We start from the raw sequence: 26,056 nt of genomic DNA on the forward strand, positions 1-26,056 counted from the left end.
AGGCATCCGTCTGGTTGTCGCAGGCTGGGTTAGAAACTTAGCGCGGCGCCAATGGCGTAGGTACGCGTGTCCTCGTCAATGGCGCTCGTGTCCCGTCCGGTCAACTCGAACTGGTTCACTTCAGCGACCAGCTTCAGGTTGTCATTGATGGTGCGGAAATAGGCGATGCCACGGGTTTCGTAATCGGCCGCCGTTCCCAGGCCATTGCCGTCATCCTTGGTCTTGCCGGATGACAGCGCGATGCGGTTCTTGCCGAACGTGTAGGAGCCTTGCAGCAGGTAGCCGTCGCTGTCGACGTCACGCAGCTGCGCTTCGCCTGCGTTGTTGGTATAGAACGGATTGATACCCTCGGCCTGGAAGCCTGACGCAGTGACAGAGAACCCGCCCATCTTGGCCTGTACGCCGTAGCCGACGCCTTGGGAATCAACCTCGTCCACGGTGCTGTCGGTGTTCTTAGAGGTCTGCTGCATGCCGTTGACCCAGGAATAGATCTGAGCACCGGCAACCTCGAACTGGTAGGTAATCTCGGTTTCGAAGCGCGGGCTATCCTGATAGGCCTCGTCCAGGGCGCTGCTGGCGTCGTTCGTAGTATCGACCGGGTCCATGATGCCTACCGCCACACGGAGGCCGCTCATTACCGGCGAGCGATAGGTGACCTGGGAGGTCGGGAACGGATAAGGGTAACCCGTGCCGATGTTGCCGAAGGACACGCCGCCGAAATCAACCAAGCCCAGGGTGTCGCTAACCTGGCCGTATCCGGTCAGCATCTCGTCAAGGAATATGTTGGAACGGCCGAACAAGCCGAAATCCTTACCGAAGAGCACCTCGCCCCACTGATCGTTCGACGCCGTGCCGTAGAACTGGCGCACGTCGATACCGGTCTCGGTGCCGTTGGTGTCGCTGTCGTTGATCGTGACCCAGAAGGAGGAGCGACCGCCGACCTTGAGTTCGTCGAGCTGCTTGCCGAAGTTGAAACCGATGTAGTTAGGCAGGAAACCCATCTTCACGCGGGACTGGTCCCGGTCGAACTGCTCCCCGGCACGATCGACATCGCTGCTGACGTAGAAGGTGTTGAAGTAGCCGTCGACGGTAAAGGTGGTGTCATCCTTGTCATAAAGCATGATTTCGGCAACGGCCGACTGGCTAAGGGTCATGCCAATCGCGCTGGCTAAGGCCAACGGCAGTAAGGTGGTAACCGCTTTCTTCTTGTTGTGCATGGCGCTCTCCGCTGATGTGACGACAGGCAGTCGTGTCGATGCGGATTATCGAAAGCACAACCGATGGGCCATACGCTCCAATAGCGGCGACTGGCTACTACTTTCGCCACGACCACTGATGCGAGCGGAAAGGCCCTCCCTGCCGTTCCGTTCGGACTAGCGCTTAGGTCGTACACCGTTACGCTTAGGTCGATCATCAGACGCAAGACAACAGCTCCGAAGCCGCCGGAGGCTGGTCAGAAAGCGAAACTGCCGAGTGAAGTTGCGGTGGGATTGGGCGTCAGGTCCAGCCTGCATCAGGCGCCGACGCATTGGCGACAGCCACCCAGCCCGCGCGGGCCAAGCGCAGTGCTTCCAGGGCTACCGTCAGATCCTGTCGCTGAAGGGTGCGCATCGCGGCGGCGACCTCGATGGGTCGATCAATTTCATGCCCAGCCTGCAGGCTCTGCCATGCCTGTTCGGCCTGGGCGCGGAAGTCCGATGCGCTGGCTACATGACGGTCGCTGGCTTGGCGTGCGGCTCGCTCGATCACATCGTCATCTTGTTCGGCCAGTTTCACTGTGCTGTCGCTCAGGAATTGCTCGACGTGATCGAGAATCTCGTTGGCCGAGGCGGTCGGTGACTGCACGGCGAACAGCATTCCGGCCTCCTCGCCGAACTGACAGAAGCGACTGAACACGGCGTACCCGAGTTGCAACTCGCTCCGTAACCGTCGGAAGAAGTCGGCTTCGATCAGCCGCCCCAACACACGCCAGGACGCCTCGCATTTGGCGGTACGGTCCGGCAACGGGCAGAACAGCAGAAATGCTGTTTCGGGCATCGCGGCGGCGCCACTGACGTCATGCCAGCGTTTCACCGTTACTGGCATGCTGCGAGCGACCGGGACTAGCATGGGCGTTCCTGGCAGCGTGTGGACCGCATCGGTCAACGGTCCGCTCATGGACGACGCGAAGCCGATGGCCAGGCCTTGCCACTGTGCCGTTTGCCACAGCCGAGCCAGCGAGGATGAGGCTGCGGTCAGGCCTGGGACCGCAGTCGGATCCGTTAGCAGGCGAGGCAGGCGGTTGAGCAGCTGACGGACCAGCATTACATCGCTGCTGAGTGCCGCGTCGCGGTCAGCCAGTGCTTGGCCTTCGGTAAACGCCGCGGCTGGCGGCGCGCTAAGCACGGCCATGATGTCGCTCAGAATTGCCGGTATGGCCTCGGCAAAGCCTTCCAGCCTGAGGCACCAGGCATCCCCGAGATCCTCGAAACGCAGCGCTACACCAGCTTGTTGGGCAGCCCACGCAACTGACTGCAGCGCATGCATCAGGGTGTGCGACAAGGCGGGGAAAGACTCGCCTCGCATGAACTGCCAGCGTAAAAACAAAGCGCCCTGTCCGCTCATGTCTTCCGGACCCTGCCAACGCAGTGCAGGCGAGGTATCAGCCGCTTCATAGCGCAGTAATTCGGGTTTCAACCAGGGATTCACAGCTGGCTGTTGCCAGCCCCAGTCGGTGGGCACTGTCTGCTGCGGCGGTTCGGACTGCAGGCACAGCGGAAAACCGCTGGTTTCAATGGCCGGGCAGCTGGTCTTGTCGGTGATAAGGACCAGCGGCGCGCAGCCGAGCATCTGCGCTGTGAGCAATGAAAGCGCCTGTTTAATCGCAGCTTCTTCGCTGTTGAGGCTCCAGGCCAGCGGATCCACCCAGTACCGTAGCCGTGTCAGCGGTTCGGCGTTCTGCAGGCTTCGATGGCGGATGCGCTGATATTCCTCATGACATGGCTGCCAACGTGCATCGTCGGAAAAGAAACGCAACCAGTCGAGCACGGCTTCGACCAGCTCGGCCGGTGCCGCCATTCCGAGTTCCGTCGGTAATAACTCCACGACCACAACGCCCTGCCCCGCATACCAATAAGGAATGCGCAGCTTCACCGATTGACACAATTCGGCATCACGCAGGCGTTGGGTAAGCCCTCCTGGCGCTTCAGACGCGAGCCAGGTGGACAGGTAATCCAGCGCCGGTACGGCGTGCTCCGGCAATCCGTCAAGCGCGAACGCCAGCAGATGGCGTGGCTGAGCATTGCTGAGCTGCAAGCGAAACCAGCCGTTAGCCTTACAGCGCATAGGCGGAACTTCGCGCCGCACCAAGGGATGACTGGCGAGCCCAGCGTCCATTTGCTCGGCGAGACACTGCAAGACCTCTTCGTGCTGAGGCCCGGCCAATAGCAGCTCGATCTGGCCGGCGTGGTAAAACCGCCGATGATAGCCAAGCAGCGCCTCCTGAAAGGCTACGTCCTCTACCGGGAGCGTGTCGCGGTTGCCAGCATGAAAGCCCGCGAACGGGTGGGTGGGGTCGAGCGCGTGTCCCAGCGCCGCATCGCATAGCGTTTCGGCGTCCTGCGCACGCGCTTGGTATTCGGCCTGCAGCACCTCGCGTTCACGCAGCTGCGCACCAGGGTCCAGCAGCGGATTGGCGAGCATATCTACGAGACGACGCAAGCCCTCTTCGAGCTGGTCGGCTGGTAACTGAAAGAAGAAGTCGGTATGTCGTTCACGGGTCGATGCGTTCAGCTGCCCTCCACATCCTTGAACGAAGGGCATCAGACCTTCGGCCGCAGTGTAATTCCGGCTGCCGAGAAACAGCAGATGCTCAAGAAAATGCGCCAGCCCAGGATAGGCACTCGGTGCGTCATGCGAACCGGCGTGGACTCGCACCAGTGCTGCGGCCTGCGAGCTGCCGAGCAACGGAATCAGGCGCACGCGCAGCCCATTGGGAAGAATAGTTTGCGACGGTTGCTGAACAGGATCGGCTGACGAGTGCATTGGGCGACGTGTTCCGGCTGTGAGTCTGGAGGATCGCGCCGAGGTTCGCTTGGCACAATGATGCTTAAGCATCAAACCCTGGAGTCAGCTCGGCAAGTCCGGCCGTCTTCAGGTGTCCAGATGCCCATCGAGGAACTGCAGCAAACGGCGCTGCATCAGCTTGCCGGTATTTCCCAGGCAAGCAATGGGCGATCCGCGCAGCCCTTCCTGGGAAAATTCGGCGGCCTCACCCGCCATGGCCAGAGGGCAGTCGAGGCTGAGCGCAAGCTTCGCAAACTGCTTGAGCAAGGCTGCGTTGGGCGGAACATTGGAATACAGCACCAATGCGCGCGGACGAACCTTTTCACAGATCAGGGTCAGCTCATCCAGCGGTTGCCCGATAGCCAGCACGTTGACGGCAACCTCGTCACTGGAAAGCAGCAGGCCGGCAATCAACAACTCCAGCTCGCGACATTGTCCTGGGACAGCCGCCAGCAGCACGCGATCTTCCGCCTGGGCTCGCGCAAGTTGCAGCCGCTGCAGCACGCGGGCACGCAAGAAATTGTCAAAAAAGAGCCACTCGCTGGTCTGCCCGAACTCATCCTGGCGCACCAGTAACTGCTGCCACAACGGCAACAGCACATCCTGAAAAACGACCGGTAATGGATAGGTCGAGAAGATCTGTCCATAGACCTGATCGAGGCGGCTCTCGTCGAAACTGCTTATTGCCCGCTGCACCTGAGCCTGCCATTCGCCCCATTCTCCAGCGACGGCTTCCTGCTGCTCGGGCGGCACCGCCGCTCGGGTTGCGGCACTGCGCGACAGAATGCTGCCCACCTTGCTTACCGCCACGCCGCGCTCCGTCCATGCCACGATACTGCGCACCGCTTCGACATCGGCCATCGAATACAGACGATGGCCGCTCTCGGTGCGGGTCGGTTGGATCAAGCCATAGCGGCGCTCCCAGGCACGCAGGGTGACCGGATTGACACCGGTCAGGCGTGATACCTCTCGGATCGGGAACAACTCTTCCTGCTTGAGCGATGAAGACGAAAGCAGCGAAGAAGCACGGGCAAATTCAGTCATGACGCGGACAGCTCATGCAAGGGAATGGGCGCATTGTAACTCAGGGTCTGCAGGCATAGGCTGTACAGAGGTTATACAAGTACAGGATTGTGCAATGTCTCCGAAACTGCCGCTTACGCTCTATGTCGACGCTGCCTGCCCGCTCTGCGCCCGCGAGATCATCTGGCTGCGGCGTCATGCCACGCAGGAGTGCCTGCAGCTGGTGGATATCAGCACGCCTGGTTTTGTCAGCGAGGACCGATCCCTCGATCAGCTGCGCAGTAAGCTACATGCGCGCAGTGCCGACGGCCACTGGCTGACTGGCCTCGACGCAACCTACTGGAGCTGGCGCGCGGCAGGCCTCGGGAAATGGGCCGCGCCGCTGGGCTGGCGGCCGTTACGGCCATTGCTCCTGCTTGCCTATTGGCTGTTCAGCCTGGCGCGGCCTCATCTCGGCTGGCTCCCCCATCCCGACGGCAGCAGCCGCTGCACGGACCGTTGCGGTCCTCGTTGACTACTGCCGATGCACAACGAAACTTCTACAGCCTGCAAGCTCGCTTAGGCCCGCACCGTTCGTCCTACTTTTGCTCGGAATCGCCAGCCGTCCCGTGAACAAAGGTCTTCAAGAAACCTGGCGATAGTTCCAGCGCGCCAGATTTTCGCTAATTCTTGTACAGCTTGAATATTTGGTATAGCTTTGCATCAACCAGTGACGCGGCTCAGATCCGCGCTCAGCTGGCGCCTTTGCCACGAATAACACGCATGGTTTGCCTATGGACGGCTTCCCAGAGGATCACTCATGAACGAACTACCCGGCCATTTTCACCAAATACTTTTAGGGGTTGGTGAAGACCCGCAGCGCGAAGGCTTGCTCGACACCCCGAAACGCGCCGCCAAGGCCATGCAGTACTTGTGTAATGGATATGGCAAGAGCCTGGAGGAAGTGGTCAACGGTGCCCTGTTCGCCTCGGACAGCGACGAGATGATCATCGTCCGAGACATCGAGCTGTATTCACTCTGTGAACACCATATGCTGCCCTTTATCGGCAAAGCACACGTGGCTTACATCCCGACCGGCAAGGTGCTCGGATTGTCCAAGATTGCACGCATCGTCGACATGTATGCACGCCGCCTGCAAATTCAGGAAAACCTCACTCGCCAGATCGCCGAGGCGATTCAGGAAGTGACGCGTGCAGCTGGCGTTGCGGTGGTCATCGAAGCCAAGCACATGTGCATGATGATGCGTGGTGTTGAGAAGCAGAACTCGCTGATGAACACCTCGGTGATGCTGGGTGCGTTCCGCGAATCCTGTACCACCCGGATGGAGTTCCTTCAGCTGATCGGAGGAAATCGCTGATGCCTCGGCTGGAACCCGGTTTGGCGCGTATCCGGGTCAAGGATTTGCGTCTGCGCACCTACATCGGCATCAACGAAGATGAAATCCTCAACAAACAGGACGTGCTGATCAACCTGACAGTGCTCTACAAGGCAGTCGATGCGGTACGCGACAACGACATAGACACTGCACTGAACTATCGGACCCTGACCAAAGCGGTTATTGCCCACGTCGAAAGCAATCGGTTCAGCCTGCTGGAACGCATGACTCAGGAGATCCTGGACTTGGTCATGAGCCGGCCCAGCGTCGAGTACGCTGAGGTCGAGGTCGACAAGCCGCACGCACTGCGGTTTGCCGAATCGGTTTCGATCACACTTGCCGGCAGCCGCTGAGCCCGCTTGATAGCTGAATGAAAACCTGCGGCTGACCCTCTATTAGATACGCGCCGATGCCTTTTCGTTATCAACATGCTTGCTACCGTTCTGGCTCGGCGCCGGCATGCTGCCTGGGCCCGCGCCGAGGGCCCGACATAAGATTGACCGCCCCGCTTCTGCCGACGGCGGCCACGTCGTAACGAGCAGTTCCGCGCGTTTCGCGAACACCTCTTTCGCGGCAAGCTGTTTCGGCAGCCAATGGTTGCTGCCAGAGGGCAGAACCGCCTCACTACAAAAAGCCTTGTGCCAGCCTTCAGGTAGTTGTTCTAGAATGCCGTGAAACGCACAAGAGACACCCTGATGATCAATGCCAAGCTGCTGCAACTGGTAATCGAAGCCTCCAACGACGGTATCGTGGTAGCCGAGCAGGAAGGTGACGACAATATCCTGATCTACGCCAATCCCGCATTTCAGCGCCTGACGGGCTACGAGGTCGACGACATCCTTTACCAGGATTGCCGCTTCCTGCAGGCGGGTGACCGCGACCAACCAGGTCTTGCGGCGATACGCGAAGCGGTTCGCAACAACACGCCGTGCCGCCAGATCATCCGTAACTACCGCAAGGACGGCAGTGCGTTCTGGAATGAACTGTCCATCACGCCCGTATTCAACGAAGGTGACCAGCTCACCTATTACATCGGCATCCAGAAAGACGTCACCCCTGAAGTCGAAGCCAAGCAGCGGGTCCGCGAGCTTGAAGCCGAAGTCCAGCAGCTCCGAGAGCAACTTGCGGCCCTGCAGGGCTAACCAACTTACCGCAGGTCAGTTATCACCCGACGACGCTTCAGCCTGCTTCAGGGGTGCCGATAAGGCTTTGTATAAGCCACACCCTAAGGTCGCGGCTACTTGTTTGTGACCGGCAAGTGCATTTTTGATGCAGACTGCCGGGAAAACACGAATAATTGCCATCTGCCACTACATTCCCGCCAACTTGGACGGCGGCTGAATCCGGATCCGCTTCCTTGACTTCCTATGCTTTCGTTGAAAACGCAACGGTGCTCCTTGCGCTTTGCTGGCTGCTTTCCGTTACAGCGCGTCATTGGGGGCAGAGCCATCAGCTATGGGCGCAGTGCACTGCTGGAATCTGGTTCGGCGGTGCGTGCATCGTCGGCATGCTGATGCCTATTTCCGTGCAGGACGGGGTCATCTTCGATGCACGCACTGTCGTGCTGAGCATGGCAGCCTTGTTCGGAGGCCCGATCGCTGCGGGTATCGCGGGGCTGATTGCCGGCGCGTATCGGCTTTGGGTCGGCGGCCCGGGCGTCTGGGTCGGGTTGATCAACGTACTGCTGCCGATCGTCTTGGGCCTTGTCTATCGCCATTTCCACCGCCGGGGCCAGATCGGGATTGGTGCCTGCCAGTTATTACTTTTTGGCCTGCTGTTACATGGCGGTGTTGTAGCCTCGCTGCTGCTGTTACCCGCACAGCTGGTGGCTCCTACCCTTGAGCAGGTCGCGGCGCCTATGCTGCTGGTGCTGCCAGTGGCGGTAATGCTATTGGGTCTGCTGCTGGCCGATCTGCTCAAACGCGACCAGATCGAACGTGCAATGCATCTCAGTGAGGCGCGTTTGAGGGCCATCACCCAGGCGATTCCCGACGTGCTGTTGGTGCTCGATGAGGATGGCCGTTACCTGGAAGTGATCTCCAACGGGTCCGCGCCGCTTCAGGAAGGCGACCAAAGCCTGATCGGAAAGACAGTGGAGGACGTACTCCCGCCCCGCCATGCAGAACGCTTCCGCGAACTGATTCGTGAAACGCTCTCCCGCGGCGCGCCTGGCCTGCTTGAATATTCCACCCAGACCGTGAACGGCCTGAAGGTATTTGAAGTGCGGGCCCAGCGCTTGCAATTGGCGCAACCGTACAAGCCAGCGGTGGTGTGCCTGAGCCGGGATATCAGCGAGCGTGCCAGCGCCGAACAGGAGCGTCGCATCGCCTCGATCGCGTTCGAGTCACAGCAGGGCATGATCATCACCGATGCCAAAAACCGCATCTTGCGGGTCAACCAGGCATTCACTGAGATCAGCGGCTACAGTGCAGACGAGGCCATCGGACAGGACACGCGCCTACTCGCCTCGGGTCGCCACTCGCCCGATTTCTATCTGGCCATGTGGCGCAGCATTCAGCAAACCGGCGCCTGGCAGGGTGAAATCTGGAACCGTCGTAAGACCGGCGAGGTGTACCCTGAATGGCTATCGATCAGCACCGTGCTCGACGCCCAGGGGGCCGTCTCCAACTACGTGGCCGCCTTTACCGATATCACCGAGCGCAAGCAAGCCGAAGAGCGCATCCATAACCTTGCGTTCTATGACCCCCTGAGCGGCCTGCCCAATCGCCGGCTGCTGCTCGATCGCCTCAAGCAGGCCCTGGCCGCCACTGTACGCAGCCAGCAATACGGCGCGTTGATGTTCATCGATCTTGATAACTTCAAGAACATCAATGATCTTCATGGCCATCAGGCCGGCGACCAGTTGCTCTGCATTGTGGCCGAACGACTGAGCGGTGAAGTCCGCGGCGTCAACACCGTTGCCCGCCTCGGAGGTGATGAGTTCGTGGTCATGCTCGAGGACCTGGATGCCAACGCAGAATATGCAGCAGCCCAGGCCGAGCAGATTGGCGAAAGGATCCTTTCGGCCCTTGGTCAGCCTTACCGACTGGGCTCGCTACTGGTGCATAGCAGCGCCAGTATTGGCGTGGTACTGCTCAACAGCAACGACGGTGACGCGGAAGAGCTGATGAAGCGCGCCGACATGTCGATGTACGAAGCCAAACAAGCCGGCAGAAACGCCCTGCGCTTCTTCGACCCGCGCATGCAGCAGGCCGTGCAGGAGCGCCTGCGCCTGGAAGACGAAATCCGGCGTGGCTTGACGGCCGGCGAGTTCGTGATTCATTTCCAGCCCCAGATCGAACGCCATCGTGGACTCGTCGGTGCTGAAGTGCTGGTGCGCTGGCAACATCCGCAACGCGGCTTGCTCACCCCGTTCCACTTCATCGGCCCAGCCGAACGTGCCGGGCTGATCGAAGCACTGGATTTCGTAGTCCTCACCCAGGCCTGCGAGCAGCTCGCCACGTGGGCCAAACAGCCATCCCGGGCGGCACTGACGCTCGCGGTCAACCTCAGTGCGAGCCTGCTCTATCAAGCCGACTTCGTCGACCGGGTGCTAGCCTTGCTGAAGCGCACCGGTGCCAATCCGCGACTGCTGAAGCTCGAAATCACCGAGTCCCTGTTACTCGATGACATGGAAGAAGCGGTGGTTCGGATGAGGACCCTGAAGCAGCACGGCATTCGGTTTTCGATTGACGACTTCGGCACAGGTTACTCATCAATGGCCTACCTGCAGCGACTACCACTCGATCAACTGAAGATCGACCAGTCGTTCGTCCGTCAGCTGGTCGAAGATGCCAGCAGCCAGACCATCATCCGAGCCACCTGTGCGCTCGCGTCCGGGCTCAAGCTGGAGGTGATTGCCGAGGGGGTCGAGACGGAGGAACAGCGGACATTGCTGATCGCCAATGGCTGCGACATGTTTCAGGGGTACCTGTTCAGCCGCCCCGTTCCGCTGGAAGCATTCGAAGCGCTCGAGCTAGAACCCGTGACGTGAGGGTAGCGTCCGCACCCACACGCCGAGACGGGCCGCTTACAACGCCAGTGGCGCCCGCCGGCACAGAGTAATTAAAGCCTGCACCCACTGCTCATGAGTGTTCAGGCAAGGGATCAGCTGCAGATCCATGCCTCCGGCCGCCACAAACTGTTCGCGGCCTCGATCACCGATTTCCTCCAGCGTTTCGATGCAGTCGGCCACGAACGCCGGGCACATCACCAACAACTTCTTCACTCCCTTGGCAGCCAGCTCTTCCAGGTGCGCCTCGGTATAGGGCTCAATCCACTTGGCACGCCCCAGTCGCGACTGAAACGATACCGACCACTGTTCGGGCTGCAAGCCGGCGCGCTCGGCGAACGCAGCGGCGCTCTGGATGCACTGCGCGCGGTAGCAACTGGCGAGGACGGCACCTTCGGCACGCTGGCAGCAATCAACAGTTTTCAGACAATGCGCGCCGGTTGGATCCGTCTTGCGCAGATGCCGTTCAGGCAAGCCGTGAAAGCTCAGCAGCAGGTGGTCGAAGGGTTGTTCCAGGTGCGGTTGGGCACTCGCAACCAGCGCATCGAGGTACTCCGGCTGGTCAAAAAACGGCTGCAGGATCGACAGCTGAATGTCCAGGTTTCGATCACGAATCACCCGCCGCGCCTCTTCGATGACGGTCGTCGTGGTGCTGTCAGCGAACTGTGGATACAACGGCGCCAAGGTGACCTGCCGGATGCCCTGCCCAGCCAATTTCAGCAGCGAGCGCTCGATGGACAGCTCGCCATAGCGCATCGCCAGTTCCACCGGCCCCTCTTTCCAGTACGGGCGGACGGCGTCGGTAAGGCGTTGACTGAGCACCACCAGTGGTGATCCTTCCGGCCACCAGATGGACGCGTAGGCATGTGCGGACTGTTCTGGCCGTTTGATCAGGATCAGCGAGACCAGCAGCCGGCGAACAGGCCAAGGCAGGTCGATGACATAGGGATCCATCAGAAACTGATTGAGATAGCGGCGTACATCCGCCACTTCAGTGGACGCCGGTGAACCCAGATTGACCAACAACAACGCCTGCTCTGACATGCACATTTCCAACTACTGATTTAATGGAGCGCGCCGCAACCCGTTGGCCGCGGTGCTATTTTCACATAGCGACTACGCCTTGCGCAGGTCCGCCAATGCCGCATCCAACGTCACGAAGCGAAACTGGAACCCCGCGGCCTGCAATCGCAACGGCTGGGCTTTCTGACCGCCTAGAATCAAACCCGACAGCTCACCCAGACCGACCTTCAAGGCCAGCGCCGGTACCGGCAGAACTGCTGGTCGCCCCAAACTCGCTGCGAACGCCTTGGCAAAGTCGGCATTACGCACCGGCTGAGGTGCGCAGGCATTGTAGGGCCCAGCAGCACCTGGCTGGTGCAACAGAAAATCTATCAAACCGATCTGATCGTTGATGTGGATCCACGGCATCCACTGACGACCACTACCCTGCCTGCCTCCCAGCCCGAGCGCGAACAAGGGTCTGAGCCGTTGTAGGAATCCGCCATGAGCTGCCAACACCAGGCCGGTCCGAATCAGTACTACGCGGATGCCCAACGGCTCAGCTCGCATGGCACTTTCCTCCCAGGCGGCACAGAGCTGGCTAGCGAAATCGTTGGTAACCGGACTGTCATCCTCGCTCAGTTCCCGTTCACCACCGTCGCCATACCAGCCGACGGCCGAGCCGGAAATCAGCAGGGCAGGCTTTTGTTGCCTCGTTGCAAGCCATTCAACCAACTGCTCGGTTAGCTTGATACGGCTGTTCCAAAGCAACAGACGGCGGGATTTGGTCCAGGGACGATCAGCAATCGGCGCACCTGCAAGATTGATAACCGCGTCAAGCTGGACCTGATCGAGCTCGACCAGATCGGCGATGCCCGTTACCAACTCGCCGCAGCGGTCCGCCACCTGCTCGGGTGACCGACTCCAGACCCAGAGCTGATGGCCCTGAGACAACCAGTGTTTGCATAGTGCGCGACCGATCAGGCCGGTCCCGCCGGTGAGCAATATGTTCATTGCGGCCTCCGCAAGTCAGCTGTGGGCCCGCGCCTAATGACTGCGCGAGCTGCTACGTTCCGATGTTACACCTATACAGTCATCGATTGCTGTATAACTTAGTAACGCAAGCGTAGTCTATGTACAACTTGGCAAACAGGTGGCCAATGCACATCCAGTCTCTCTCCGGCGTCCAGTCGCTATGAATCGATTCAATCCAGACAAGCTGCTGCTTTCCAAATGGACAGCTACTCGACCACAGAACAAGGAAAAGCACTTTCTCGTCACGGAACTCCTACGGGATGAAAATGACGTTTTGCTGCAGGTGGAGCTGCAGGCCGTCCTCACTCGACGCAGCCAATGGATAGATTGGCACGCGCTGCACGACGATCAGCAATGGCTGTTTGGCTGGCGGTAACGAACCGTCGCGCTCGCTAGGCGATAGCCGCATCAACATTTCTTGTACACGGGGTATTGACTTGTACAAGTAAGCGCTTATGATCTCCACATATTGTACAGAACCTCTTATCTGTACAGGAATACAGTGAGGTCATCCCCATGCCCAATGCCTCTCGTCCCGCAATCAAAGTCGGTATCAGTGCCTGCCTGCTCGGCAGCCCGGTGCGGTTCAATGGCGGCCATAAGGAATCGCGGCTATGCAGCGAAACGCTGGCCAAACATTTCGAGTTCGTGGCGGTCTGCCCGGAGGTCGCCATAGGTCTCGGTACGCCACGTGAGCCAATCCGCCTGGTCGGCGATCCCGACAGCCCTCGCGCAGTCGGCACCGTGCACCCGGAGCTGGATGTCAGCGAAGCCCTGACCGCCTACGGCAAGCAGATCGCCCGCGAACTGCGTGATATCAGCGGCTATATCCTGATGCAGAAATCCCCCTCCTGCGGAATGGAGCGGGTCAAGGTCTACCAGGCCAATGGGCATCCCATCGATGGTGGCGGCTCCGGCCTTTTCGCTCATGCACTAATGGAAGCGCGGCCGGACCTGCCCATTGAGGAAGATGGCCGGCTAAACGACCCTGTGCTGCGGGAAAATTTCCTTACCCGAATCTTTGCCTACGCCGAATGGCAGCGTTTGCTCGAAGCCGGGCTGACCCGCAAGGCGTTGGTCGAATTCCATTCGCGACACAAGTACCAGCTGATGGCGACCAACCCCTTGCAATACAAAGCCCTCGGTCAGATGGTCGCGACGGTTGGCATAAAGCCGCTGGATGAGTTCGCACCGATCTATTTCAGCCGCCTGATGGCAGCGCTCAAAACCACAGCTTCGCGCGGCACGCACAGCAACGTCTTGCAGCACTTGAGCGGGTATCTGAAGAACGATCTTTGCGGCGACGACAAGCAGGAGCTGCAACGTCTCATCAGCCAATACCGCGAGGGCATCGTGCCCCTCGTCGTACCGATGACGCTGCTCAAGCACCACTTCCGCCGTCATCCGGACCGTTACGTGGCCAGCCAGGTGTATATGCAGCCGCATCCAGAAGACCTCAGCCTACGCAACGGCATCTAAACATGACCCTGACTATTGATGATGAGATCGATCCCAGCCGTGAAGACGGCTGGTTTCCGATCAGGGAGGTAGCGCGCCTCACTGGAGTCAATCCAGTCACCCTGCGGGCTTGGGAGCGTCGTTACGGGCTGATCGTGCCGCGTCGCACGCCCAAGGGCCATCGGCTCTATGACGACAGTCACGTCAAGCGCATCCAGAGCATTCTCAAGTGGCTCGACCGCGGCGTTGCAGTCGGTCAAGTCAAGCCGTTGCTGGATGCACGCCAGAGCATCAATCCCACCGAGCACAACCAGTGGGCCGGAATGCACGACCAGATGTATCAGGCTGTCACCGACCTTTCCGAGCGACAGCTCGATGACAGCTTCAACCGTGCGCTGTCTCTATATCCACCACTTACCCTGTGCAAGCACCTGCTAATGCCCCTGCTGCTGAGCCTCGAACAACGCTGGACCAGCTCGTTCGGCGCGGAGCTCGAGCGTGGATTGTTCTGTTCATGGCTGCGAACCAAGCTCGGCACCCGCATCTATCACAGCAACCGCCAGTACAACGGCGCTCCGCTGTTGTTGATGACCCTATGCGAGCAGCGCTTCGAGCCGGGCTTGTGGCTCAGCGCCTGGCTGGTCTCCAGCGCAGGTTGCCCTGCCGAGGTAATCGAGTGGTCGGTGCCACTGGCGGAACTGCCGCTGGCCCTGGAACGGATCAAACCGCGTGGCCTGCTGCTCTATGCCAGCCAGTCGCTGGATAGTGGCTACCTCAAGCGTCAACTGCCGCGCCTGGCCGACCCGCACGGTATGCCGCTGCTGTTGGCAGGGCCTGCAGCCAGCATTCACCTTGCCGAACTGCGCGACGTGCCGGGTCTGACCCTCGCCATCGACCCCCTAGCCGCCCTCGAAGTCCTGCAGGATGGGCCGCTGCTTGAAAATCCCAAAGGGTATCGGGAATGAACCAGGTTCTCTGGCTACGCACCGATTTGCGCGTCAGTGACAATACCGCCTTGGCTGCCGCGATGAGCACCGGTCCGACCGTGGCGCTCTATCTGATTACACCTGGGCAATGGCTCGCCCATGACGATGCGCCGTGCAAGGTCGATTTCTGGCTACGCAATCTGGCCGAACTGTCGATACGCCTCTCGGAACTGAACGTCCCGCTGCTGATCCGCACCGTTGAAGACTGGCAGGCAGTGCCGGCGTTGATTGCTGATATTTGCCGCACCCATGAGATCAGTACCCTGCACGTCAACGACGAATACGGTGTGAACGAGCAGCGCCGTGACGAGGCGGTCGCCGAAGCGCTGCGAAAAACGCCCACCAGCATGCGTCGCCACCTTGATCAGCTGTTGTTTGCACCAGGGACCATCACGACGCTGTCGGGTGGTTACTTCAAAGTCTTCAGCCAGTTCCGAAAGGTGTGTTATGCCCGGCTGACACAGTCACTTCCGGCGTGCCTCCCCGTCCCGGATCGCCAGGCATCGCTGCTGATTGTCAGCGACTCGGTGCCGCAGGCAGTCAATGGTTTCGCCCAACCCAGCGACTATCTGCGTTCGCTGTGGCCGGCTGGTGAAGACTTTGCGCAACTTCGCCTTGCTAAGTTCGCCGAGGACGATCTAGCGGACTATCAACAACGTCGCGACTTCCCTGCCGAGCCTGGTACCAGCCAGATTTCCGCCTATCTGGCTGCAGGCGTCATTTCCCCTCGGCAATGCTTGCATGCCGCCTTGAGAGCAAATCGGGGCGAACACGACAGCGGCAATCCGGGTGCGGTCACCTGGATCAATGAACTGCTCTGGCGCGAGTTCTACAAACATGTACTGGTCGGCTATCCACACGTCTCGATGGGCCGGGGGTTCCGGCGAGAAACCGATACCCTGCCCTGGCGTCACGCACCGGATGAGCTGGCCGCCTGGCAGCAGGGCCGCACCGGATTTCCGATCATCGATGCCGCCATGCGCCAATTGCTGGCCACGGGGTGGATGCACAATCGCCTGCGCATGATCGTCGCCATGTTTCTGAGCAAAAATCTGTTGATCGACTGGCGCGAAGGTGAGCGTTGGTTTATGCAGCACCTGATCGATGGCGACCTTGCCGCCAATAATGGCGGATGGCAATGGAGCGCCTCGACGGGGACCGATTCGGTGCCCTATTTCCGCTTGTTCAACCCGCTCAGTCAGTCGGCCAAGTTCGACCCGGACGGCCGGTTCCTGCGGCGTTGGCTGCCCGAGCTGGCCGAATTGGACAAACGCGGAATCCACAACCCAGCGAAGCTGAACGGGCTGTTCGCAGGCGTCGAGTACCCGTCTCCTATCATCGATCTGCCGATGAGCCGAGAGCGTGCGCTTTCAGCATTCAGGCAATTGGGAGAGGCGCTGTGAGCGGCTTTCTGCAGCAGTTTTCGGCCAACTTCGCGCAGCTCGATGCACACAATCTCGACCGCCTTGCCGAGCTCTATGCCGACAACATCCATTTCACAGACCCGTTGCATGAAATCTGCGGGCTAACCCAGCTGCACGATTATTTTGCAGAGCTGTACGCCGGCCTCACGTCACTCGACTTCGAGTTTTTTGCCTTCGACGAGGTGCGGGAAGGTGAAGGTTATCTCCGCTGGATCATGAGCTTTCGCCATCCCCGCCTCAATCAAGGTCAACTCATCAGCTTGGAAGGCTGCACGATGTTGCGCTGGAACACGGCTGGCAAAGTGGTGCGTCATCGCGATTACTTCGACGCAGGCGCCCTGCTTTATCAACACGTTCCCGTTGTCGGATCGATGATTCGCTGGTTGCACCGAAGAATCGCATGAGTCCATCGCAATGCCTTTGGCTGACAGCGCGAGCCGCGGGCCTGGTCAGGCATTGGCCGGTCAGCAGGGCTTCTCGATGCCCAAGCGCTGGCCAGCAGAACGGGCAGCACGCCATATCGCCGGCACGCTTGATCGGCAACCACATGGCCTCGTCTTTCTGGCGGCGTCTTTCGCTGCCCTGCGTTTCACCTCTCTACTACCGGCACGCCTGCAGTACGCACTGGGCCAGCGCATGGCGCGCCGTTGATCAAGGAAAATAGTCATGAAAGTGGCGATCATCGGAGGCGGTATCTCCGGCCTGACGAGCGCGCACCTGCTGCATCGCGAGCACGACATCACCCTATTCGAGGCAGCTGGCTGGCTTGGCGGACATACGCATACGGTAGACGTCAGTCTGCTGGGTCGCGATTACGCAATCGATACCGGCTTTATCGTATTCAATGAACGGGCCTATCCTAACTTCATCGAACTGATCGAGCGTCTCGGCGTGGCTTTCAAACCGACCGAAATGAGCTTCTCGGTCAGCGATCCGTTATCCGGCTTGGAATACAACGGCAATAACCTGAACACTCTTTTCGCCCAGCGCAGCAACCTCTTGTCGCCCTCCTTCTGGAACATGGTTCGCGACATTCTGCGCTTCAACAAGGAGAGCCTCGACGACTATGCCAATCAACGCATAGCCCCGCACGTCACGCTCGGCGAATACCTGCGTTGGGGCGGCTATAGCCAACGTTTAATCGATCACTACATCGCGCCCATGGGGGCTGCAATCTGGTCGATGTCGCTGCATGAAATGCTCGGTTTCCCGTTGCTGTTCTTTGTTCGTTTCTTCAAGAACCACGGGCTACTGCCGGTCAGCCAACAGCCCCGGTGGTATGTGATCGAAGGTGGATCAAGCGCCTATGTCGAACCGCTGACACAGGGCTTCAGCCAGCGCGTCCGGCTCAACTGCCCGGTATTCGAAGTGAACCGCGATCGCCTAGGCGTGACGGTCGTCAGTGCGCAGGGTGCCGAGCGTTTCGACAAAATCATCTTTGCCTGTCACAGCGATCAGGCGTTGAGGCTGCTAAATGCACCGACCCCGGCCGAACAGCAGATTCTGGGCGCACTTCGTTATGCCGATAACGACGTGGTGCTGCACACCGATACCCGGCTGTTGCCAAAGCGCCCGCTGGCGTGGGCCAGCTGGAACTACCGCCTCGGCAGTCCGGGCGAGCAGCTGGCAGCGGTCACCTACAACATGAACCTGCTGCAGGGTATCGAAGCGCCGGAAACGTTTTGCCTCAGCCTGAACCAGACCCGCTTCATCGACCCTTCGCGGATTCTCGGGCGCTACACATACGCTCATCCGCAATACAGCCTGGACGGAATCGCTGCACAAAATCGCGCCGATGAACTGTGCGGCCCGAATCACAGCTACTTCTGTGGCGCCTACTGGGGTGATGGCTTTCATGAAGACGGCGTGGTCAGTGCGATGCGGGTAGCCGATGCGCTGGGCAACTGGGGTTGAGCGCCAGCCACACAGCACCCCGAGTCTTCCATGCCACGAACCGGCCATGAGCCGATGAGCGGTCTGAGTTCCAATTCAAAACCAGCCGATATAGCGATGCGCGCCCGAGCGCTTTACGAGAGGTATCCGATGAACAGCCCGACCTTCACCATGCAAGACCACTACCGCAAGGCCGATCGAATCATGCTTGGCGTGCTGTGGTTTCTCTTCGTCTACGCGCTCGGTTTGGCAGCAATGAGCGGCAGCTGGGCACAGGCCATCGTCGTGGGTGGCGGTACCGCACTCGCGATGACAGTGCTCAACGCACTGATTTCAGGCGAGCGGCTGATGCGCTGCCTCATCGGCGCTGCGTTCATGGTCATGTCAGCGCTGCACATCAACCAGGAGCACGGCATGCTGGAGATGCACTTCGGCATCTTCGCCCTGCTCGCGTTCCTGGTGTATTACCGGGACTGGCTGCCCATCGTCGTGGCTGCTGCAACCATCGCGGTGCATCACCTGGCGTTCTTTGCACTACAGCAGCAGGGTGCCGAGGTGTTCCTGATGCCCCATGGCACCTGGGGTGAAGTCTTCCTGCATGCGTTTTATGTGGTACTTGAGAGTGCCATCCTCATTTATCTGGCGATACGCGGCAACGCCGAAGCGCGCGAAGGCGAAGCGCTGCTGAGCGCTGCGGCAGAGATCACCCGCAACCCTGAACGGATCGACCTCCACCATCGCTCCGCAGCCAGCGGACCGGTAGGCGAGCGGTTCAATCAGCTGCTTGATCAACTGTCCGAATTGGTCAGTGCGGTCGTAATCGATGCGCGCGGCCTCGACGGGACGGCTGGCAGCCTGAGCGCCGCAACCCGGCAAATGCGCGACGGTGCCGATCTACAACTGGGCGAAACCGCACAGATGGTCGATGCAATGCAGCAGATGTCGACCGCCATCGAAGAAGTTGCCGGTCATGCCGATCGGGCGGCACAAGCGGCACAAGCCGCAAACGCGAAGGCGGGACAGGGCCGGCAGTCGGTCGCGACCAGCCGTCAGGAAATCGTCCAGCTGGCGCAGCGCATCGACGGAACCGACGAGGTCATGCAAGACCTGGCCGTCCAGTCCGAGCAGATCGGGCGCGTGCTCGAAGTGATCCGTAGCATCGCCGAACAGACCAACCTGCTTGCCTTGAACGCCGCCATCGAGGCCGCTCGGGCCGGGGAACAAGGTCGAGGCTTCGCGGTGGTTGCCGATGAGGTGCGTAACCTCGCGCAAAAAACGGCGACTTCTACTCGCGAGATTCAAGAGATCATCACGCGCCTGCAGCAAAGCAGCCGCAAAGCCGCCGATTCGATGCAGGTCAGCCGGCAGAGCGTGGCCCGTTGCGTCGAAGACAGCCAGCACACAACGGTTCTGCTGGAATCCATGGCGCAGGAGATCGAATCCATCAGCCATATGAACGAGCTGATCGCCGCCGCAACCCATGAGCAAACTGCGGTTTCTGCGGATATCGCCAGCCACCTGCAGAGCGTTCAGCAGATCGCCGAGCAGAACGCTGTAGATGCCAGCAAGCTGGAGCAGGACAGCGTTGGCTTGACAGCGCTGGCCTCACGACTGGGCACGCTCAGCGGACGCTTCGCCGTTCGTTCATAAATGAAATCAGGGCTTCGGTTATACACCGGAGTCCGCGGCCTTGCCTGCTATCAGTCCCTCGGGAGTGACTACAGTCCGGCACATCAGCCGTACGAAGCCGCCATCAAACCTCAGGGAGCGGTCATTCCCGAACAGTGCGTGAGTCCAGGTCCGCGACGCTTACCTGGTCCGGTCCTCTACGTTTGGCGACATACAAGCGACGGTCCGCAGCATCTACCAACGATGCAGTCGTCTTGCCTATGCCTGCGCCCATAGCGATTACCACGAGCGTGGCGACGCCGATACTCTGAAACGTTGGAGCTTGAGTAACGAATGGCCTCACTGGCAGTCGCTATGGAGTGACCGTCTTTTTTTTGGCACCTGGGTGCCTTGAATGGTATTGGTCGCTTTCAGCTCATTGCCGCACAGAGGAGTCAGCTCATGATCCCAGCCTCATTGGTCGACGCGCTGCGCAGCGCCAGGCACGTTGTGGTTTTTACAGGCGCAGGCGTGTCGGCAGAAAGTGGTATTCCGACCTTTCGCGACTCGCTCACCGGGTTATGGGAGCGCTTCGACGCGGCATCGCTGGCAACGCCCGAAGCCTTCCAGGCCGATCCGCCTCTGGTCTGGGGTTGGTATGAGTGGCGTCGGATGAAGGTGCTGCAGGCCCAGCCGAACCCTGCGCACGTGGCCATTGCCGAACTGGCCCGCCACGTCCCTCGCCTTACGCTTGTCACCCAGAACGTCGACGACCTCCACGAGCGCGCGGGCAGCACCGACGTCATTCACCTGCATGGCAGCCTGCATCAGCCACGTTGTTTCAGCTGCGGTGAGCGCCCCGACACACCGTTGGGCATGCCGGACGAGCCAGAAGGTGGACGCCGACTGGAGCCGCCGAGCTGCAATGCCTGCGGCGCAAAGCTGCGCCCCGGCGTCGTCTGGTTTGGCGAAAGCCTGCCGACCGAAGCACTGAATACCGCCTTCGCTGCCGCAGAGAACTGCGATCTGCTCATTTCGGTCGGCACTTCCGGGATGGTCTACCCCGCTGCTGAAGTCCCGGGACTGGCCTGGCGGGCCGGAGCCGTAGTGGTCCACGTCAACCCGCAGCCAAATACCGATCAGAGCGAGCGGGAATTTGCGTTGGCAGGGCTTGCTGGTGAGCAGCTGCCACAACTGGTCGATCTAGCCTTTGGTGACCGCTGAGCGCCGTGCCTGCCTGGCTGCAGATCCACGCGTTTCAGGTCAGTGGCGTGACCACCGCCGCCTGATAGGCCGGCCGCTCTAGCAGTCGCTCATACCAGCTGCGCAGGTGCGGTAGGTCCGGGCGCTCGATGGGCATCTCGAACCAGGCGTAGGCGAAGCAGCCCAGCGGGATGTCGCCCATGCCGAACGAGGCGCCACCCAGATAGGGTTGTTTTGATAGGGTCTGGTCGGCGATAGCCAACAACCTTGCGCACTCGCCGATTGCCGCCTGTACTGCTGGCATATCACGTTGCTCCGGCGCAGTGCGCACCATGTTCCAGAACACCGTGCGGAAGGGAGCGGCCAGCGACGAGGTGACCCAGTCCATCCATTTGTCCGCCTCCGCGCGCTCGGCAGGGTCTGCGCTCCAGAGCGCTCCTTCCCCATAACGAGCGGCCAGATAGCGAACTATGACATTGGATTCCCACAGCACCAACGCGCCGTCTTCCAGGCATGGCACCAGCTGGTTGGGATTCTTGTCGATATAGTCTGCGTCGCTTACGACCCCGAAGGCGCCGCCTGCATCGATTCGTGTGTAGGGAACATCCAGCTCTTCAAGGCACCAGAGCGCCTTCTTCACGTTGGTCGAGTTCGCTCGGCCCCAGAGTTTCAACATGCGATTCGCTCCTGTTCTTAATCGATCAGTCAACGCTCAACCCTAGCTGTAAATTGCCGCTGCTTAACGGGCCTTACCTTTGTCAGCAAGCAGCCGCGTCGCACCCTGCGCTTTCTGCGTGTACCAGAACACCCGGCTTACCCCGCGAGTGATTGCCACGTACGCCAGCCGTAGGTTTTCATCCGCCATGGCCTGGTCATAGCTGTTCCGAAAGAAGCCGCTGTAGGCGTACAACGCACTGCGCAGCGGGTGGCGTTCACTCGGCAGGCAGTCATCGACGATGATCGCAACTTCCGCCTGCAGGCCTTTGGCGCGGTGGATGGTGTATGCCTTGACCGGCAGCTTGCGATCCAGCTGCGCCTCGATGGCACGCAAGGGCTCGTTGCGACGGCTGAGAACCAGTACGGCATTGCGGTCGGGGTTTGGCAGCCCGGCGACGTGCTCGCACTGGGTCTGGATATCGCGGATCAGATCGGGCAGACGGGTCTTGATATCGAAACGGGTAATCAGCTTCACGCCGTGATCGCCTGGCTGCGTTGGGCGGCTCGCCTTGCTGGCTTTCGCCTGTTTGACCGCAACGCCTGCCAGCACGGCTTCGCCGTCGCGGATTACCGGTTCGATGGAACGATAGTTGGTTTCCAGCACCAACGTCCGACTTTGCTTCGCCCCACCCTTGGCCGGGAAGTACTTGTCGAAGTCCATGAAAAGCTCCGGCGAACTGCCCCGCCAGCCATAGATCGACTGCCAGTCATCACCGATTGCCATCAGGCTGACTGTTTCACCCTGTCTCGCAAGGGTGCCGTGCAACGCCTGCAGCCACTGAACGATCTGTGGCGATATATCCTGAAACTCGTCGATCAGCAGATGGCTGAACGGCGCCAGCGCATCGTCGGAAACCTTGCCACCGCCGTTCAGCTGCTGAGTGAGGGCTTGGAAGGCACCGTTGAACGTCATCAATCCCTGGGCTTCCAGAGCGCTCTGGAATTGCCGCCAGAACAGCTGCAGCGCTTCGATGAAGTTACGCTCGGGTTCCTTGCACGCCAGCCGTGTCAGTTGAATCTGGTCGATGCGAATGCCGATGCTTTCGATGAAGCCGGCTTGGGCATAAAACGCCTCGAACAACGGCGCTGTTCTGAACTCACCGGCCAGCTTGCAGCCGTCCAGGGGTGCACGCGGAACCGCTCGCCGGGTGCCGGACTCAGGCGGCGGAGCGAGACCTAGCAAGGCATGCACAAGCTCTCGGAAACGTTGGTCTTCGGCGTAACAGCGCTGGTACGCCTCTTTCAGCAACCGCAACTGGCCGGCCCGTAAGCGCGACGCGGTGAGCGGGTTGTCCAGCTCTGTGGGCGAAGCCCCCTTCTCGTCCAGTTGTTCGAACCACTGCGGCTTGCCGAGCAGGTCCTTGGCCAGCACTGCCATGGCCGAGTGGAAGGTACGAACGCACTGACGTGCGCGGGCCGGATCAAAGTCGAAATTCCAGAACCCCAGCACTCGGACCAGTTGCTCGCGCAACTCGGCGCAGGAGGCATTGGTGAAGGAAATCACGGTGAGCCGCTCGGGCGGGATGTCCAGGTGGCAGAGCATGAACACCACGCGCAACACCAGCGTCGTGGATTTGCCCGAGCCCGCCCCGGCGAATATCCGCGTTGCTGGCGACTCTTCAAGAATCATCGCCCATTGCTCGTCGGACGGCGCTCGGATCACGCCAGCGTCCACCGCCCGCCCTACTCGCAGGCGCATGGCCTGGATCTGTTGTTCGTTCACGGAGAGTTTCGCAGGGCCGTAGATACCGTCACCGGCCGGCTTGCGCGCCTTCGTTCGGGGCTTGGACGCAACCTTGGGCGCGGTACTGGCAGCCGCATCTGTACGGCGCGTTGGCTTAGCGGCTGACTTGGCTTTCCTGACCTTTTTGCCTGGATGCCCCGACTTGCCGCCGGACTTCACCCCGGCGTCCGGCCAGCGACGCAGAATCAGATCATCTTCGGACTGAACGTACGCAGAGGTACGCGGAAAACAACGCGCGAGCGCACTGGAAACCAGCAGCTTGTAGCGCTTGACGGCAGACAGCATGAACAACCAACCGGAGCTAGACAGGTGGCCGATATGGTACGGCTTTTTGCCTTGGGGCTGGGCTCCAGGCGACAAGCCCGCCAAGTGTTCCCGCAGTACCGGGTCAGCTTCGAGTGATTCCGTACTTGCGCAGTTTTCGGTACAGCGTGTTACGGCTGATCCCCAGCTGCTGCGCAGCACGACTGACATGCCACTGGCGCGCGTCGAGAACCGTTAACAAGGCCTCGCGCTCGGCCTGACCCAGCGGATCCTGGGCTGGCTCGTGCAGCGTCAACGGCGGGTATGCAGGAAGCACAGCCTCAACGTCAGCGCCGCCGATAAAACCGTCCTCGGCCAAGGCGATCAAGGTTCTGAGCACGTTGCGCATCTGCCGAACGTTTCCAGGCCAGCCATAAGAAAGGAGCAGCTGACGCGCCCTGTCGTCCAGCTGTACAGCCTCCCCTCGTGCTTCCTTCTCGGTAAGGTGATCAAGCAACGCGTCACGATCGCTGCGCGCTCGTACCGGTGCAAGCTCCACGGTCAGTCCATTAAGACGATAGAAAAGGTCTTCGCGAAAGCGCCCTTCGGCAACCAATCCTTGTAGGTCGCGGTGACTGGCGCTGATCAGCCGCACGTCCAGCGGCGTCGGCACGACAGCGCCCAGTGGTACGACTTGGCGCTCCTCCAATACACGCAGCAACCGGGTTTGCAGGGCCAGCGGCATGTCACCGATCTCATCGAGAAAAAGAATGCCACCGTTGGCCTGCTGTAGCTTGCCCGCCATGCCTTCCTTGCGTGCCCCGGTGAAACTGCCGCCGCGATAGCCGAACAGCTCGCTCTCGATCAGCGTTTCCGGAATAGCGGCGCAGTTAAGCGCAACGAACGGCTTTTGCGCCCGCGAACTGGCGCGATGAAGAGCGGCGGCGAACGCCTCCTTGCCCGTTCCAGTCTCGCCGTGCAGAAGCACCGGCACGTCCCGCTCCATGACCTTTAGCGCTCGTTGAAAGCGGTTTCGCAGAGACGGGTCCTCGAGGCACAACCCCGCTGTTTGTGGATCCGCGCGTTGGCCCCGAGCCTGGATTACGCGCATCTTCGGACCGCGTAGCTGGCCGTGCAGCAGCTGGCCGTCCAGTGTGCGAAGCGGCCAACAGGTGCCTGGCTGCGGCGTGGCGCGTTGCAGCAGTTCGTCCAGGCGAATATCCAACACCTGCTCCAGCGACATCCCCAGCAAGGCGTTACGACGAGCACCAAGCAACCCCAGTGCCGTATCGTTGGCGGCGCTTATTCGGCCGCCGCCATCGAACGCCAGCAGCCCTTCGCTGAGCAGACCGATGTATTCGGGCTGGGCGTGAAAGCGCAGCAGATAGGCGCCCTCGCAATGCTGCAGAAAAAAGCAGCTTTCGATCAGCTTCGCCGACAGATTGGTCAGCGCCATGGTGTGAAAACGCTGCTGGTGCGACAGCTCTTCACGTGCCGATGACACGTTCAGTACCGCCAGTAATTCGCCCTGCGGATCGAACACCGGGCTGGCCGAGCAGGTCAGCGTGGCATGACGGCCACGAAAGTGTTCGTCACGGCAGATGGTCAAGGCCTGGCGTTCGAGCAGGCACATTCCGACGCCGTTGGTGCCCTCGACCGCCTCGTCCCATACAGCTCCGAGCCACAGGCCGGCGCGCTGGAATTCCGTGCGCTCCGCCTCGCTGGAAACGCTGTCGATCACTACGCCACGCGCATCCGTCAGCAGGACCGCATGACCAGCGCCGCCCAGTTGCTGATGCAGGCTGTTCATCTGCCAGTGCGCCACACCCACCACCTGCTGCAACTGTTCGCGGTGCTCGCGCAGGCGCGTCTGCTCGACTACGCAGGTTGCGCGTGCGCTCGTTGGGTCGAGACGGTGCTGATCCAGGCAGCGCCGCCAGGAACGAGCGATGGCGGGGTCGGAAGCAGGCCCATGGGCCGCGCTCAGTCCTTCACCGAAACTGAGAACCTGATGGGCATGCCGAGCGATGTGCGGTGACGTCATTGTTGTTTTTCTCCGCGCTGTTTCATGAGCGGTTTGCGCCAGCATAGGCCAATCGGTCACGCGGCGCATGCCGTCCCAAACATGAGACAGACTGTCACCGCCGACTGTGTCAGATCTGACACAGCCACGCTCCATCAGCGACGTGGTCCGTGCAACGAAGCCGTCTACAACGCGCGTTCCCGATCCCTGGCCCGGCCTTTGCTCTGATCGATGTGGTATCCGACCACAACAACAATGATCAGGAG

22 protein-coding genes are annotated in these 26,056 nt (G+C 60.4%); 14 read left to right on the plus strand and 8 right to left on the minus strand.

Translation table 11 applies throughout. The annotated features are described in order from the left end of the window. Positions 1–29: 29 nt before the first annotated feature. From ACIGHL_RS07895 to ACIGHL_RS07905, 3 genes are all read right to left on the minus strand, one after another. A complete protein-coding gene (locus ACIGHL_RS07895; RefSeq protein ID WP_128121397.1) occupies positions 30–1,217 on the minus strand; it encodes a porin in 1,188 nt (395 codons plus the stop codon). A gap of 280 nt (positions 1,218–1,497) precedes the next feature. Next, the gene (gene pqqF / locus ACIGHL_RS07900; protein ID WP_128121396.1) at positions 1,498–4,023 is read right to left on the minus strand and encodes a pyrroloquinoline quinone biosynthesis protein PqqF; all 2,526 of its coding nucleotides are present in this window, start codon (positions 4,021–4,023) and stop codon (positions 1,498–1,500) included. 108 nt (positions 4,024–4,131) lie between these two features. Continuing rightward, on the minus strand, positions 4,132–5,088 hold the full coding sequence (locus ACIGHL_RS07905) for a MerR family transcriptional regulator (RefSeq protein ID WP_128121395.1): 957 nt from the start codon (positions 5,086–5,088) through the stop codon (positions 4,132–4,134). A gap of 94 nt (positions 5,089–5,182) precedes the next feature. Here ACIGHL_RS07905 and ACIGHL_RS07910 point away from each other — a divergent pair, with 94 nt between their 5' ends. The 5 genes from ACIGHL_RS07910 to ACIGHL_RS07930 all read left to right on the plus strand — a co-directional run bounded on the left by ACIGHL_RS07910 (position 5,183) and on the right by ACIGHL_RS07930 (position 10,436). Then, the gene (locus ACIGHL_RS07910; RefSeq protein ID WP_128121394.1) at positions 5,183–5,581 is read left to right on the plus strand and encodes a thiol-disulfide oxidoreductase DCC family protein; all 399 of its coding nucleotides are present in this window, start codon (positions 5,183–5,185) and stop codon (positions 5,579–5,581) included. A gap of 285 nt (positions 5,582–5,866) precedes the next feature. Continuing rightward, complete coding sequence (gene folE, locus ACIGHL_RS07915; protein WP_045427123.1) at positions 5,867–6,424, plus strand: GTP cyclohydrolase I FolE; 558 nt, start codon at positions 5,867–5,869, stop codon at positions 6,422–6,424. Further along, entirely contained in the window at positions 6,424–6,795 is a 372-nt protein-coding gene (folX, locus tag ACIGHL_RS07920; RefSeq protein ID WP_046161352.1) for a dihydroneopterin triphosphate 2'-epimerase, read from the plus strand. Before folE ends, folX begins: the two co-directional genes overlap by 1 nt. 342 nt (positions 6,796–7,137) lie before the next feature. Continuing rightward, positions 7,138–7,584, plus strand: a complete 447-nt coding sequence (locus tag ACIGHL_RS07925) for a PAS domain-containing protein (protein ID WP_128121393.1) — start codon at positions 7,138–7,140, stop codon at positions 7,582–7,584. Positions 7,585–7,799: 215 nt separating this feature from the next. Further along, positions 7,800–10,436, plus strand: a complete 2,637-nt coding sequence (locus ACIGHL_RS07930) for an EAL domain-containing protein (protein WP_128121392.1) — start codon at positions 7,800–7,802, stop codon at positions 10,434–10,436. 36 nt (positions 10,437–10,472) lie between these two features. Here the strand turns inward: ACIGHL_RS07930 and ACIGHL_RS07935 are convergent, their stop codons facing one another. Both ACIGHL_RS07935 and ACIGHL_RS07940 read right to left on the minus strand, forming a co-directional pair. Beyond that, positions 10,473–11,498, minus strand: a complete 1,026-nt coding sequence (locus ACIGHL_RS07935) for a ferrochelatase (RefSeq protein WP_128121391.1) — start codon at positions 11,496–11,498, stop codon at positions 10,473–10,475. Positions 11,499–11,570: 72 nt separating this feature from the next. After that, on the minus strand, positions 11,571–12,470 hold the full coding sequence (locus tag ACIGHL_RS07940) for a TIGR01777 family oxidoreductase (protein WP_216706828.1): 900 nt from the start codon (positions 12,468–12,470) through the stop codon (positions 11,571–11,573). Between the two features lie 181 nt (positions 12,471–12,651). On the opposite strand from ACIGHL_RS07940, the gene ACIGHL_RS07945 reads away from it, so the two are divergent. From ACIGHL_RS07945 to ACIGHL_RS07985, 9 genes are all read left to right on the plus strand, one after another. Then, the gene (locus ACIGHL_RS07945; RefSeq protein ID WP_128121390.1) at positions 12,652–12,867 is read left to right on the plus strand and encodes a TIGR02450 family Trp-rich protein; all 216 of its coding nucleotides are present in this window, start codon (positions 12,652–12,654) and stop codon (positions 12,865–12,867) included. 140 nt (positions 12,868–13,007) lie between these two features. Then, positions 13,008–13,970, plus strand: a complete 963-nt coding sequence (locus ACIGHL_RS07950) for a YbgA family protein (protein WP_128121389.1) — start codon at positions 13,008–13,010, stop codon at positions 13,968–13,970. Between the two features lie 2 nt (positions 13,971–13,972). After that, positions 13,973–14,914, plus strand: coding sequence for a MerR family transcriptional regulator (locus tag ACIGHL_RS07955; RefSeq protein ID WP_128121388.1), 942 nt, complete (start codon positions 13,973–13,975; stop codon positions 14,912–14,914). Next, positions 14,911–16,338 (plus strand): deoxyribodipyrimidine photo-lyase, encoded by a 1,428-nt coding sequence (gene phrB, locus ACIGHL_RS07960; protein WP_128121387.1) that lies wholly within the window; start codon positions 14,911–14,913, stop codon positions 16,336–16,338. The genes ACIGHL_RS07955 and phrB overlap by 4 nt, the downstream gene beginning before the upstream one ends. Then, positions 16,335–16,763: a nuclear transport factor 2 family protein gene (locus ACIGHL_RS07965; protein WP_128121386.1), complete on the plus strand. Its 429-nt coding sequence runs from the start codon at positions 16,335–16,337 to the stop codon at positions 16,761–16,763. The genes phrB and ACIGHL_RS07965 overlap by 4 nt, the downstream gene beginning before the upstream one ends. Before the next feature lie 10 nt (positions 16,764–16,773). Continuing rightward, complete coding sequence (locus ACIGHL_RS07970; RefSeq protein WP_128121385.1) at positions 16,774–17,010, plus strand: Rossmann-fold NAD(P)-binding domain-containing protein; 237 nt, start codon at positions 16,774–16,776, stop codon at positions 17,008–17,010. Between the two features lie 15 nt (positions 17,011–17,025). Continuing rightward, the gene (locus ACIGHL_RS07975) at positions 17,026–18,273 is read left to right on the plus strand and encodes an NAD(P)/FAD-dependent oxidoreductase (protein WP_128121384.1); all 1,248 of its coding nucleotides are present in this window, start codon (positions 17,026–17,028) and stop codon (positions 18,271–18,273) included. A 129-nt stretch (positions 18,274–18,402) separates the two neighbouring features. Next, positions 18,403–19,902, plus strand: a complete 1,500-nt coding sequence (locus ACIGHL_RS07980; protein ID WP_128121383.1) for a methyl-accepting chemotaxis protein — start codon at positions 18,403–18,405, stop codon at positions 19,900–19,902. A gap of 420 nt (positions 19,903–20,322) precedes the next feature. Continuing rightward, on the plus strand, positions 20,323–21,084 hold the full coding sequence (locus tag ACIGHL_RS07985; protein ID WP_128121382.1) for an SIR2 family NAD-dependent protein deacylase: 762 nt from the start codon (positions 20,323–20,325) through the stop codon (positions 21,082–21,084). Positions 21,085–21,118: 34 nt separating this feature from the next. Here ACIGHL_RS07985 and ACIGHL_RS07990 read toward each other — a convergent pair whose 3' ends face one another. The 3 genes from ACIGHL_RS07990 to ACIGHL_RS08000 form a co-directional block, all read right to left on the minus strand. Further along, the gene (locus ACIGHL_RS07990) at positions 21,119–21,739 is read right to left on the minus strand and encodes a glutathione S-transferase family protein (protein WP_128121381.1); all 621 of its coding nucleotides are present in this window, start codon (positions 21,737–21,739) and stop codon (positions 21,119–21,121) included. A gap of 63 nt (positions 21,740–21,802) precedes the next feature. Continuing rightward, the gene (locus tag ACIGHL_RS07995; RefSeq protein ID WP_128121380.1) at positions 21,803–23,809 is read right to left on the minus strand and encodes a DEAD/DEAH box helicase; all 2,007 of its coding nucleotides are present in this window, start codon (positions 23,807–23,809) and stop codon (positions 21,803–21,805) included. A gap of 103 nt (positions 23,810–23,912) precedes the next feature. Further along, the gene (locus tag ACIGHL_RS08000) at positions 23,913–25,811 is read right to left on the minus strand and encodes a sigma-54-dependent Fis family transcriptional regulator (protein WP_216706827.1); all 1,899 of its coding nucleotides are present in this window, start codon (positions 25,809–25,811) and stop codon (positions 23,913–23,915) included. Positions 25,812–26,056: the final 245 nt, after the last annotated feature.

It is taken from the genome of Pseudomonas sp. NPDC077451 (genome assembly GCF_044543345.1).
Classification (GTDB): Bacteria; Pseudomonadota; Gammaproteobacteria; order Pseudomonadales; family Pseudomonadaceae; genus Stutzerimonas.